The sequence below is a fragment of the Flavobacterium fryxellicola genome, assembly GCF_900143245.1.
Taxonomy (GTDB): Bacteria; Bacteroidota; Bacteroidia; order Flavobacteriales; family Flavobacteriaceae; genus Flavobacterium; species Flavobacterium fryxellicola.
Window position 1 is genome coordinate 45274 of sequence record NZ_FRDK01000013.1, and the last position, 12649, is coordinate 57922.

10 protein-coding genes are annotated in these 12649 nt (G+C 36.1%); 4 read left to right on the forward strand and 6 right to left on the reverse strand.

Annotated elements, in window-relative coordinates; translation table 11 throughout:
- Window positions 1–42 precede the first annotated feature (42 nt).
- Together BUA03_RS14930 and BUA03_RS14935 are read right to left on the reverse strand one after the other, a co-directional pair.
- Complete coding sequence (locus tag BUA03_RS14930) at window positions 43–1038, reverse strand: isoaspartyl peptidase/L-asparaginase family protein (protein WP_066082120.1); 996 nt, start codon at window positions 1036–1038, stop codon at window positions 43–45.
- 147 nt (window positions 1039–1185) lie between these two features.
- Window positions 1186–2193, reverse strand: coding sequence for a 3-oxoacyl-ACP synthase III family protein (locus BUA03_RS14935; protein WP_066082121.1), 1008 nt, complete (start codon window positions 2191–2193; stop codon window positions 1186–1188).
- 287 nt (window positions 2194–2480) lie between these two features.
- Between BUA03_RS14935 and BUA03_RS14940 the strand changes: the two genes are divergently transcribed.
- Window positions 2481–4892 carry a S9 family peptidase gene (locus BUA03_RS14940; RefSeq protein WP_066082123.1) on the forward strand — a complete coding sequence of 804 codons (2412 nt, stop codon included), beginning with the start codon at window positions 2481–2483 and terminating at the stop codon, window positions 4890–4892.
- A gap of 57 nt (window positions 4893–4949) precedes the next feature.
- On the opposite strand, the gene BUA03_RS14945 is transcribed toward BUA03_RS14940, so the two are convergent.
- The 3 genes from BUA03_RS14945 to BUA03_RS14955 all read right to left on the reverse strand — a co-directional run bounded on the left by BUA03_RS14945 (window position 4950) and on the right by BUA03_RS14955 (window position 7191).
- Window positions 4950–5897, reverse strand: a complete 948-nt coding sequence (locus tag BUA03_RS14945) for an ABC transporter ATP-binding protein (RefSeq protein ID WP_066082139.1) — start codon at window positions 5895–5897, stop codon at window positions 4950–4952.
- Between the two features lie 104 nt (window positions 5898–6001).
- Window positions 6002–6697, reverse strand: a complete 696-nt coding sequence (locus BUA03_RS14950; protein WP_066082125.1) for a YiaD family glycine zipper/OmpA-like lipoprotein — start codon at window positions 6695–6697, stop codon at window positions 6002–6004.
- A gap of 17 nt (window positions 6698–6714) precedes the next feature.
- Window positions 6715–7191 carry a lipocalin family protein gene (locus BUA03_RS14955; RefSeq protein WP_066082127.1) on the reverse strand — a complete coding sequence of 159 codons (477 nt, stop codon included), beginning with the start codon at window positions 7189–7191 and terminating at the stop codon, window positions 6715–6717.
- 180 nt (window positions 7192–7371) lie between these two features.
- Between BUA03_RS14955 and htpG the strand changes: the two genes are divergently transcribed.
- The 3 genes from htpG (at window position 7372) to BUA03_RS14970 (ending at window position 12036) form a co-directional block, all read left to right on the forward strand.
- Entirely contained in the window at window positions 7372–9273 is a 1902-nt protein-coding gene (gene htpG / locus BUA03_RS14960; protein WP_066082129.1) for a molecular chaperone HtpG, read from the forward strand.
- A gap of 417 nt (window positions 9274–9690) precedes the next feature.
- Complete coding sequence (locus tag BUA03_RS14965) at window positions 9691–10665, forward strand: AbiH family protein (RefSeq protein ID WP_066082130.1); 975 nt, start codon at window positions 9691–9693, stop codon at window positions 10663–10665.
- A 180-nt stretch (window positions 10666–10845) separates the two neighbouring features.
- Window positions 10846–12036, forward strand: a complete 1191-nt coding sequence (locus BUA03_RS14970; protein ID WP_066082132.1) for a hypothetical protein — start codon at window positions 10846–10848, stop codon at window positions 12034–12036.
- Window positions 12037–12112: 76 nt separating this feature from the next.
- Here the strand turns inward: BUA03_RS14970 and BUA03_RS14975 are convergent.
- A partial coding sequence (locus BUA03_RS14975; protein WP_317041119.1) for a group II intron maturase-specific domain-containing protein occupies window positions 12113–12649 on the reverse strand: 537 nt, incomplete at its 5' end.

Below are 12649 nucleotides of genomic sequence, written 5' to 3' on the forward strand. Positions count from 1 at the left end.
TAGCAGATTAAAGCAGGCGATTTCTAATTTCGATTTTTTCATTTAGTGCATAAAGTATTCAGCATCTATTAATCGGTTTCCTGTTGCATCATGAACGGCGTAATTAAAACCGCCTTGAATGCAATACGAACCAAATTCTCCTTTTTTATTTAAAGCGATAAAGCCCACTTGAATGTCTTTTACGTTTCTATTTCTTTTTTTAGTCAAATTTACAATCCGGGCAACCGCCTCTTCACAGGCCTTTTGTGGTGACTTGCCTTGACGCATTAATTCGACAACCAAATGACAACCCGAAATACGAATCACTTCCTCTCCATGACCAGTGGCCGTGGCGGCTCCAATTTCATTATCAACATACAAGCCTGCTCCAATAATTGGGGAATCACCCAAACGTCCCTGCATTTTAAAAGCCATTCCGCTTGTGGTGCATGCACCCGAAAGATTTCCAGCAGCGTCCAAAGCAATCATCCCAATAGTGTCGTGATTCTCAATATTAGCAATGGGTTTGTATTGACTGGTTTTCAACCATTCTTTCCATTCTTTTTCGGATTCTTCGACTAATAAATTTTCTTTTACGAAACCTTGAGATAAGGCAAACTGCAAGGCTCCGTCACCTACCAACATCACGTGAGGTGTTTTTTCCATCACGGCTCGAGCCACTGAGATAGGATGTTTTATAAATTCTAAACAACCAACGGAACCAATGTTTGCATTTTCATCCATGATGCACGCATCCAGTGTAACGCGACCCTCTCGATCCGGTCTTCCACCATACCCCACGCTGCGCTCCGATGCATCTCCCTCGGGAATTTTCACTCCAGCTTCAACGGCATCTAAGGCCCGTCCCTTGTTTTTTAAAATAGCCCAAGCCGCCACATTGGCTTTTAGCCCAAAGTTCCATGTCGAAAGTACAATGGGTTTGATACCTTTTACAAAGGAAAGATCATTTTCTTCCTCAGGTTTACCTTCAAAAGATTGCAAGGCCACAGCTGCAGAAGCAAGAGCCGCTGTTTTCAAAAAATTTCTACGGTTTGTCATTGGGTTAGGGTACTAGTGGTTGTTTCGGTTTTGAAGTATAAATATAAAGTATCCTATTTACATAAAAAAACCTGCACATTAATTTGTGCAGGTTTCGTATTTGTGTAACCAAAAAGTTTGTTTTAAAGTAAAATTTTTACCCCATTATTACCATTTGATAATTGCGCTTCCCCAAGTAAAACCACTTCCAAATGCTGCTAAAATAACAGTATCTCCTGATTTTATTTTTCCTTGTTCCCAAGCTTCGGTTAAAGCAATTGGAATAGAAGCTGCGGTCGTATTTCCGTATTTTTGAATATTATTAAACACTTGATCGTCTGTCAAGTTGAATTTCTTTTGGATAAACTGAGAAATTCTCAAGTTTGCTTGATGCGGAATCAACATGTCAATATCAGAAACCTCCAAATTATTGGCCTGCAATCCTTCATTAATCACTTCGCTGAAACGAACGACTGCATTTTTAAACACAAATTGACCGTTCATATATGGGAAATAACTTTCATCATCAGGATCATTATCAGCCAAAATATCGGTTATCCAACGGCCTCCCATTCCTGGAGCTTTTACAATTAATTCCTCTGCGTGCTGTCCTTCAGAATGCAAATGTGTGGATAAAATTCCTTTGGTCAAATCTTCCTCTCGGCTCAAAATAGCAGCTCCCGCCCCATCTCCAAAAATTACAGAAACGCCTCGTCCCCTAGATGTCATATCTAATCCTGTCGAATGAACCTCTGATCCAATAACTAAAATGTTTTTATACATTCCGGTTTTTATATATTGATCTGCCACTGACAAAGCGTATATAAATCCTGAACATTGATTTCTTACATCTAAAGCTCCTACTGTTCTTAGACCCAAATCACGCTGCACCAAAACTCCTGGACCAGGAAAATAGTAATCGGGACTCAATGTGGCAAAAACCACAAAATCAATATCCTCTTTCGCTACTCCTGAACGCTCAATCGCGATTTTAGCCGCTTTTACTCCCATGGAAGTGGTCGTGTCTTCGCCTTTTATAATGTGACGTCGTTCTTGTATCCCTGTTCGCTCCTGAATCCACTCATCATTGGTATCAATAATTTTTGATAAATCGTCATTTGTGACCACGTTTTCGGGAACGTAATAACCCAATCCTGCTATTTTTGAATGATACATACTATTGTTATTTTATTAAAATCAGATTTCAAATTTAAAATATCCTTAAAATAAGAGGACCAAATTACCACTTTTTTAGCAATTTACAAGTTTTATCCATTTATCAGCCTTTCAAAGCCTTCTTACTACAAAATAGATAAAAAACGCAATGCGAATGAAATAAGTCGCAACCAAGCAAGAACCAATGTAAAAGTTAAAAAATGATATTTAGGCTCAAATGTAACAACATTGACTTATTTTAGCCTCATAATACGTACTACTAACGCTAATTTAAAATCATTCAAATTATGAAATTAAAAATTCCATTATTTTTCTTTCTTGGACTGAGCTTAACCACCTTTGCACAAGAAAACCTATCGTATCAAAAACCATCTCAATCCATCTTAGCTTTAGCTGATTATGAGAGAGCCCCGGCGGTATCAATGGATACCAAAAAAGAATACCTGCTTTTGACGTATCGAAATACTTACAAATCACTAGACGATTTAAATCAGGAAGAACTGCGTTTGGGCGGATTGCGTATCAATCCTATTACGAATATTTCTAGTACAGTTACGTACGTAAACAACCTGAAATTACGCAAAATCAAAGATAAAAATGAAATACAAGTGACAGGATTGCCTACTAATCCTCGCATCAGTACAATCAGTTGGTCTCCAAATGACAAAAAAATCTCATTTTCCCACACGACGGCTACCGGAGTAGAACTTTGGGTTCTTGATGTAGCTTCGGCGAAAGCCAAAAAATTAACAGAAGCCACCGTCAATGCTAATATAGGAAGTCCATTCAGCTGGATGGATGATAACGAAACCATTTTGGTAAAAATGCTTCCAAAAAATAGAGCTGCGTTACTAGATGCCAAAAAAGATTTGCCAGCCGGTCCAATAATTTCAAATGCGGATGGAGCCAAGTCACAAAACAGAACCTATCCGGATATGTTAAAAAACAAGAATGATGAAATCAATTTTGAGAACATCATGACGTCTGAATTATACAAAGTAAACTTGGACGGAACCGCAACCTTGTTCAAAAAAGCGGACATGTATGCCGGAGAAAGCTTTTCCCCAGATGGAAATTATTTAATGGTAACCACGATTCAAAAGCCCTTTTCATACATCGTTCCCTTGAGTCGGTTTCCGTCAAAATCTGTAGTTTATGACAAAGCAGGAAACGAAGTTAAAGTAGTGAATGAAGTACCGCTAACTGAAATTATCCCAAAAGGATTTATGGCTGTGCGAAAAGGAAAAAGAAACATGAGCTGGAGGGCTGATAAGCCAGCAACCTTAGCTTATGCTGAAGCTTTAGATGGTGGAGATCCAGCCAATAAAGTGGAATTCAGAGATGAAGTTTTCCAATGGAACGCACCATTTGATTCCCCTGCCACTTCCTTAGTGAAAACACCGCAGCGCTACGACAGAATGATTTGGGGCGATGACAATACTGCTATAGTTTCAGATGAATGGTATGACACCCGAAATACCAAAACCTACTTAATCAACCCATCCAATCCAAGTCAAGCTCCAAAAGTAATTTTTGACCGAAACTCTCAGGATGTGTATTCCGATCCAGGGAATTTTGAAACAAGAAAAAACGAATACAACCGCTATGTTTTAGCCATCGAAGATGACAATGCTTACCTTATTGGTGCTGGTTTCACTAAAAACGGACAATTTCCATTTATTAGTTCCTTCAATTTAAAATCAGCACAAGCAAAACGTTTGTACACTTCGACTTACACCGATAAAAAAGAAGATATATTAGAGATTGAAGACTTCAAGAAAGGAACGGTTTTAGTTCAAATCCAGTCTAAGAATGAATATCCTAATTATTACTTGAGAAACATCTACCAAAAAAACAAGTTGACTCCGATTACTACATTCAAAAATCCATTTGAAAGTATTAAAAATGTAAGCAAAGAGGTAATTAAATACAAACGGAAGGATGGCGTTGAATTATCAGGAACGTTGTATTTGCCTGTTGGTTATGACAAGGTAAAAAAAGAGAAAATGCCCTTGTTAATTTGGGCGTATCCAGCAGAATATAAAGACAAAAATTCAGCTGGGCAAAGCACACAAAACCCAAATGAGTTCACATTTCCTAGTTATGGTTCTTTCGTATATTGGGTAACCAAAGGCTATGTTGTTCTGGATGATGCTGCTTTTCCAATTATTGGTGAAGGAACGACGGAACCAAATGATAATTTCATCACGCAATTAGTAGACAATGCAGAAGCGGCAATCAATGCGGTAGATGCTTTGGGGTACATCAACAGAAAAAAAGTAGCCGTTGGTGGTCACTCGTACGGTGCTTTTATGACAGCTAATTTACTGACACATTCCAATCTTTTTGCCTGTGGAATTGCCCGAAGTGGCGCGTATAACAGAACGTTGACCCCTTTTGGTTTTCAAAGTGAACAGCGCAACTACTGGGAAACTCCAGAAGTGTACAATGCGATGTCGCCTTTTATGAATGCGGATAAAATGAAAACGCCTATGTTGTTAGTTCACGGTGAAGCTGATAACAATCCGGGAACTTTTACTTTGCAAACCGAACGGTATTTTCAAGCTTTGAAAGGTTTAGGCGCTCCAGCACGAATGGTGATTCTTCCAAAAGAAGCGCATGGATATGTAGCCAAAGAGAACATCTTACACTTGCTATGGGAACAAGATCAGTTTTTAGAAAAGTATTTGAAGAATTAATTCAACTCGCAAATAATTTCAAAACCCCAAAATCGTTGATTTTGGGGTTTTGTGTTTTTAGGCTAACATTAAGTAGACTTCTTGATTGAGATCTAGTTTGGTATCGTGCTCGAAGAAAATGGCCCTTTTTTCAAAAGCCGCTTTGACTAAGTAATGACTTCCTTTAAAATAACATTGCTTCACCACTGCTTTCATCAGCGCGTTGTCTACTACTTTCAATTGATGTGGATACAGTAAAAGCAGGGCATCTTCATCTGCTTCAAGAGCTATCAGCTGAGACAGTCGCAGCTCATTTACCTCTCCAAACAGAGAAGCAATGTACTTACTACCTGGTTTTTCATATATTGTTTTTGAATCTCCTTTTGCTACTACTTTTCCATTTTGAACCACAATGGTTTCATCAGAGAAAGACAAGGCGTCCGTGCTGTCGTGCGTAGCAATAATACACATAACGCCTTTGTCTTTCAAGTAACGGAATAAGTTGCGACGCAAGGAGTTCTTCCGAAAAGAATCAATTTGACTGAACGGTTCATCTAACAATAATATTTCAGGCTCCAAAGCCAAAACCCTAGCTAACGCCACTCTTTGCTGCTGTCCTCCACTTAGAAATTTTGCTTTTACTTTTGCGAAAGCACTCATCTCGACCATATCTAATAACTCTTGAACGCGCGTTTTCTTTTGCTCAGGATACATATTCGACAGGAACTTGCCCACATTTTCTTCGACCGTGATGTACGGCATCAAATCAAAATCCTGGGCTAAATATTTAATAAAATCTTCCCCCGGAACGAGGTTGTTTTTGGGCCCTAAAATGGGCTTTTCGTTATACTTTATTGAACCGCTATCCAGATCATACAATCCATATATGAGTTTTAGCAAGGTGCTTTTCCCGCAACCGCTTTCGCCAATAATAGCTGCATTTTGACCTTTGGCAATCGTAAAACTAACCTGCTCGATAACGGGTGTATCACTGTACGTAAACGATATGTCTTTTATCTCTAGCATCATCTGTATTTAAGAGTGCAAATTTACAAAGATTAATTCAAATTTAGACACAAAAAAAGGCTGCTTCTTAACGAAACAGCCCTTGTATTTATGGTAATTTTTGCTTAATTTTTTACTTCCGCTTCCGCATCTTTAACCATTTTGGCATTTGCAGTAATAGCAAATTCAACACGACGGTTTTGACTTCTACCTTCAACCGTTTGATTAGAAGCAATTGGATCTGCAATTCCTAAACCAGTAACTTGGAATCTACTAGAAGAGACACCTTTACTGTTTAAATAATTTCTAACAGCAGCAGCTCTTTCTCCTGAAAGTTTTAAGTTATAATCTGCTGGACCAGTACTGTCTGTGTACCCATATATAGTAATGTCTGTATCTGGATACTCTGCAAAAACAGGAACTAATTTATCTAAGTTTGCTTTTGCACTTGCAGTCAAGGACGATTTGTTAGTATCAAAACGTACTGCATTTTCATTTAACACTAATTTGATTCCTTCACCCACACGAACTACTTCAGCTCCAGGAAGAACAGCATCAATTTCTCTAGCTTGCTTGTCCATTTTATTACCAATAACGCCACCGGCAACACCACCTACAACGCCACCTAATACAGCTCCCATTGCACCATTACCGCCTTTACCAAGGTTGTTCCCTAGAACACCACCTAATACAGCTCCTGCAACGGCACCTATTCCGGCTCCTCTTTGCGTTTTATTCGTATTCTTTAATGATTCACAACTTGTAAACAGGGAACCCATAATCATTATTGTTGCCATAGCAACTATTGAAATCTTTTTCATATCTCTATTTTTTTTAATTAATTAACTTTTTGAAATTGATACACTACATCAGTCATTTTACCTCCAACATCGATTTTATCAATCAATTGAAAAGAACTTGCTGTTTGATTTGCAACATATAAAATGTAACCATCTCTTACTTTTCTCGCTTTTTCCCCTGCATCAAGTACTTTTAAAACAAACTGACCGTCATTATTAACAAACCAAGTAATTGGAGAATTAAAAGATGCACAATTTGCTTTAGTCAAAGCCATATTTCCTTTGTTATTATTGGAAATAAATTTCCACGTACTTCCTACAAAACACTCTGAGTCTGCCAATTGAAAAGTATTTACTTTGATGTATTGCGAACCGGGATACGTTACCGAGCTGATTACCCAATTCCCTTTCATAGCTACTTGCGCTTTTCTATCTGTATTGGTACTTGTCACTGATGTTGACTTACATGCGAACATCAAAACAGCCAATGTGCACATTAAAATTACTTTTTTCATTTTCTTAAAATTTAATGAATTAATACTTACACAAATGTACGAAGCATTGAAACAAGTTTGTTTCAAAATTATAATATTTTATATCATAATTAACGCTTACGACAATTTGTCACTTCCTTTACAATTGGTATTCTATTTGAAAGAATTGTAATCGTAAAAATTAATTTAAAAATTCAAAATATGACAACAGGTAAAATTAATGTTTCGGTTGAAAACATCTTTCCTCTAATCAAGAAATTCTTATACAGCGATCACGAGATTTTCTTGAGAGAGTTAATTTCCAATGGCACTGATGCGACGTTAAAACTAAAGCACCTTACCAGTATTGGCGAAGCCAAAGTAGAATACGGAAACCCAATTATCGAAATCAAAATCGATAAAGAAGGTAAAAAACTCCACATCATTGACCAAGGTTTAGGAATGACTGCAGATGAAGTAGAAAAATACATCAACCAAGTGGCATTTTCAGGAGCTGAAGAATTTTTAGATAAATACAAAGATTCTGCTAAAGATTCTGGAATTATTGGTCATTTTGGTCTTGGCTTCTACTCGGCCTTTATGGTAGCAGAGAAAGTTGAAATCATCACGAAATCATACAAAGACGAACCAGCAGCACACTGGACTTGCGATGGTAGCCCAGAATTCACTTTAGAACCGGCTGACAAAACGACTCGCGGAACAGAAATTATCTTGCATATCGCTGAAGATTCTCTTGAATTTCTAGAAGATTCAAAAATCAATCAGCTGCTTAATAAGTACAATAAGTTCATGCCTATTCCAATTAAATTTGGAACTAAAACAGAGAAAATTGAACAAAAAAAGGGCGAAGAAGTGGCTGCCGAAGATGTAGAAAAAACGTTTACAGAAGTACAAGTAGACAACATCATCAACAACCCAAATCCAGCCTGGACAAAACAACCAACGGAATTATCTGCTGAGGATTACAAAAATTTCTACCATGAATTGTACCCAATGCAATTTGAAGAACCGTTATTCCACATTCACTTAAATGTAGATTACCCATTTAATTTAACGGGTATTTTGTATTTCCCAAAATTAGGTTCCGACTTACAAATTCAGAAAGACAAAATTCAGTTGTACCAAAATCAAGTGTACGTAACGGATAACGTTGAAGGAATTGTACCTGAGTTTTTGATGATGCTAAAAGGGGTCGTTGATTCTCCAGACATTCCGTTGAATGTATCGCGTTCTGGATTGCAAGCAGATGCTGCAGTAAAGAAAATCTCGAACTACATTACTCGTAAAGTTGCTGATAAATTAAAATCATTATTCACTGAAAACCGTGAAGATTTTGAGCAAAAATGGAATGATATTAAAATCGTTCTCGAATACGGGATGTTATCTGAAGATAAATTCTACGAAAAAGCAGGCGCCTTTGTTTTATACCCAACAGTAGAGGGAAAATTCCATACACTAGAGGAATTAAAAGAAAAACTTGCCGCTACGCAAACCGACAAAGATGGAAAACTAGTCGTTTTATACGCTGGAAATAAGGAAGCGCAACACTCGTATATCGAAATTGCAAAAGACAAAGGATACGAAGTTCTATTGCTAGACTCTCCTATTATCTCGCATTTGATTCAAAAAATAGAAGGTGACAACAGCAACCTGACTTTTGTGCGTGTCGATTCAGATCATATTGATAATTTAATCAAGAAAGAGGAAACGACGATTTCTAAATTATCTGAGGAAGAGCAAACCAACCTGAAAACAGTTCTAGAAACAATCGTCCCAAAACAAACCTACAGTGTACAGCTGGAAGCACTAGACAGCAACGCGGCACCATTTATCATCACGCAACCTGAATTTATGCGTAGAATGAAAGAAATGAGTCAATCCGGTGGTGGCGGAATGTTCGGGATGGGCAACATGCCAGAAATGTACAACTTGGTGGTAAACACTAATTCTGAGTTGGCAACAAGTATTTTAAACAATAAAGATGCAGCCGCTCAAGAAAGCTTAGTTAAACAGGCCCTTGACTTGGCTAAATTATCTCAAAACCTATTAAAAGGTGAAGCCTTAACTGCTTTTGTAAAAAGAAGTTTTGAGTTGATTAAATAGTTTAGTTTATTTATTTAATCGGTTCCTTTTTGAACCGTTTACGCGTAAACATATCAAGCCTGCTAGTGAAAACTGGTGGGCTTTTTTTTTGGAGCAGAACGATTGGTTTTTATAAGGCGTTTTGTCCCGCTATGCGCTGCAATCTTTGCTTTTGGCTCCCGCCACAGCAAAGGATTTTTGCTGCTATCGGGGCTACGGTAGCGTGTTTTTTTTTTATAAGTTCGTTTTAAAATAGATACAGATTTGTAAGAATATTTTAATACATTTGAGAAATGAATAATACGATACAAACCTTCGCATACACACCCAGTTTTGGGTAGATTGGCGAAGGTTTGTTTCGCCTATATACAAGTTTGCAGCAAGGCTAGAAAATGCGACGAACAATCAACAACTAGAATAGAATACAAATTTATATAAATGAAAATATTATATTTTATTGGAAACGGATTCGATATCAATCTTGGCATGAGAACTAGATACCCTGATTTTTACGAGCAATACAAAACAATGACCTCCAAATCTGAACTCATAAAAGAACTGAAAAGAGAAATAGGTGCAGGAATTGTTAATTGGTCAGATCTAGAACTTGCATTCGGTAAATACACAGTTAAACTTAAAAACATAGAAGAATTTGACGAAGTTTATGAAGATGTTGTTGACAATCTCGCTGACTACTTGCTTAGTGAAGAAGAAAAATTCGATTTTAAAAAGATTAAAAAAGACAGCTTCTTTAAAAATCTTAGCGCTCCAGAAAGTTTTTTAGCCGATGAGGATATTCTGGAATTTCGTGAATATAAAAATCAGTGGAAAAATACTGCATGGTATGTAAATATCATCACATTAAATTACACTACTTCTATTGAAAAAATACTGGGCGACAATCAGAGCAATTTTGAAATGGGAATTCACGATCAACATCAAATTATTTTTAGAAACATCCACCACATTCATGGTTACACAGACAAACGAACAGTATTGGGCGTTAATGATATATCCCAAATTGATAAAGTAGATTTTCATGAGAACGAAGAAATTTTAGAAGCGTTAATAAAAACTAAATGTAATCGAGTACAAAGACATAATATCGACAAAATTTGTGAAAGCAATATTAACGAAGCTAATTTAATTTGCATATTTGGATCGTCAATCGGAGATACAGATAATTATTGGTGGCAGTTAATTGGAGAGCAATTACGAAAAAAATCCAAAATAATTATTTTCAGTAAAGGAGAAGATATTAAAGAGAGATTTGCGCAGAAAGCAGTAAGAGAGAAGCGTCTAATAAAAAAATTGTTTTTGAATAAGACAAATTTATCTCAAGAAGAAAAAAATCAATTTCAAGACAATATTTATGTTGGCATAAATACTAGAATGTTTGATATTAAATCGTAATAAGCCCAGCTGCTAACAGCTGTTTTGATATAGCTGGAATTTAGTGGAATTATCGTCTCGCATCAAGTTTTCGTTAAGCCGAAAATTGAGCGGTTACGAATTTCCAGCCATCTCAAAGCAGCAAAACGTTGGCAGACATTTTGGGAGAACGCAACAAAAAAACTAATTAAAATATTAATTATGAGAAAGTTACTTATTATATTCTTTTTGACTTTACTTAATAATATTTTATATTCCCAACCAAAAGATACAATTTATGGTAAATTAAAATCCATAAGAGAGCAACTTATTTTTTTAGATGAAAATCGACAAAATTTAAAACTTTTCAGTACCGAAGGTGATTACGGCCACAATGGTTTCTTAAGTGAAGAATATACAAAAAGTAGGTTTAATATTTGGTGGTATCAAACTTATTGGGTTCACTATATAAATTACTACAAAGAATTTGACATCAACGACAAACTATTAAAAGTCGTTTGGCATTATAAAGACCAAAGTATAATGAGTTCTTGTGAAAATAAATATGATATTGATGGAAAATTAATCGTCCAAGAATTGTATTCATATAATAAATCAAAGACAATTAACACATATGATAAAAATAATAACTTAATATTATCAAAAAATGTTGATTCTGATAAAACTTATTCAACAACAAAAAAAGAGTTTAACGATAAAAATCAAATCATTAGAGAAGAATATTTTAATTCCGAATATGCTAAAGAAAAAAGAATCACAGAATATTATTATGATATTTCAGGGAACGTAGTCGAAGAAAAAAAGTTTGACGAACACGGAGACGATTATGGAACTAAATTTGAGTATGACTTAAAAAATAGAAAAACAAAAATAATTAATCATTCACCATTTATTTGGGTAAAAACTAAAACAGGAAGTAGTCAAAAAAGAACCAAAAATGGAAATGACCAAATTAGTAGAGAATTCAAATATGATGAAAAAGACAGAATAATTGAAACTAAATCATACAATTCAAATTTCAATGATGGTAATATTGCAGAATTATATCGAAAAGAAGTTACTATATATGAAGATGACTTGGTGAAAAATATTTATTCTTATGACAATAAAGATAGCTTAACTTTTTATAAAACATTTGAATATGATAAACTAAACAGGAAGACAAAAGAATTTAATGTTTCTCCAAAATACCCCGACAATAATATTTCATTAGAATATTTTTATAATGAAACTGAATATCCAATTAAACTATTATATTTAGAAAAAGGAATTACTGCACAAGTTGATTTTGATTATGTATTCGACGATAAAAAAAATTGGGTAGAACAAAGGAAATCCGTTAATGGAAAAAAATTATATATTTGGAAAAGAGAACTAAAATACTTTGAATAAAAACGTCTGCCAATCGAGTAGACGGCTCCGCCCCAAATGGAACGGAGTGCGCCTCTCACACCACCGAGCGTACGGGTCACGTACTCGGCGGTTCGCAAAGAGATGGATTAAGTTGAATGTAAACATCTGTCAATGAATGATACCCTTTTTGTTTTAAGCGTTTCAAGGTTATGGTAGACCCCAAAATCGGACTCTGGGCAATCGCCCAACCGCCTTTTCGAGTTCGACTCCATGCATAGGCATGGTCTTGGTCAATTCCTAGTCGAATGAGATTCTTTCTCTTTCTTTCAGGTTTCTTCCAGTCGTGCCAAATGCAGTATCGAAGTCGGTTGCGCAACCAGCCGTCTAAATCAAGTAATTTGCCCATAATGCTCGTTCCCCGAAAATAGTTTAACCATCCTCGTTGTACTTCTTTTATCTTAGCTAAACGCTCTTCTAGCTTGACTGGAGCGGTTTTTCTACTAATGCTTTTGAGCCGTTCTTTGAGTTTCTTCCACGCCTTTTCTGCCACCACCAATTGATAGTCGTTCTTGCTTCCTTTCTTGTACGTAGGCACAAAACCAAAACCCAAAATAGTGAAGTGAACGGGACGTTTTATCCCGCTTTTCTCCTC

Excerpts from the sequence above, each read along its gene's own strand:
- BUA03_RS14930 (WP_066082120.1), bottom strand. The coding sequence starts at position 1,038 with ATGACAAACCGTAGAAATTTTTTGAAAACAGCGGCTCTTGCTTCTGCA.
- BUA03_RS14935 (WP_066082121.1), bottom strand. The coding sequence starts at position 2,193 with ATGTATCATTCAAAAATAGCAGGATTGGGTTATTACGTTCCCGAAAAC.
- BUA03_RS14940 (WP_066082123.1), top strand. The coding sequence starts at position 2,481 with ATGAAATTAAAAATTCCATTATTTTTCTTTCTTGGACTGAGCTTAACC.
- BUA03_RS14945 (WP_066082139.1), bottom strand. The coding sequence starts at position 5,897 with ATGCTAGAGATAAAAGACATATCGTTTACGTACAGTGATACACCCGTT.
- BUA03_RS14950 (WP_066082125.1), bottom strand. The coding sequence starts at position 6,697 with ATGAAAAAGATTTCAATAGTTGCTATGGCAACAATAATGATTATGGGT.
- BUA03_RS14955 (WP_066082127.1), bottom strand. The coding sequence starts at position 7,191 with ATGAAAAAAGTAATTTTAATGTGCACATTGGCTGTTTTGATGTTCGCA.
- htpG (WP_066082129.1), top strand. The coding sequence starts at position 7,372 with ATGACAACAGGTAAAATTAATGTTTCGGTTGAAAACATCTTTCCTCTA.
- BUA03_RS14965 (WP_066082130.1), top strand. The coding sequence starts at position 9,691 with ATGAAAATATTATATTTTATTGGAAACGGATTCGATATCAATCTTGGC.
- BUA03_RS14970 (WP_066082132.1), top strand. The coding sequence starts at position 10,846 with ATGAGAAAGTTACTTATTATATTCTTTTTGACTTTACTTAATAATATT.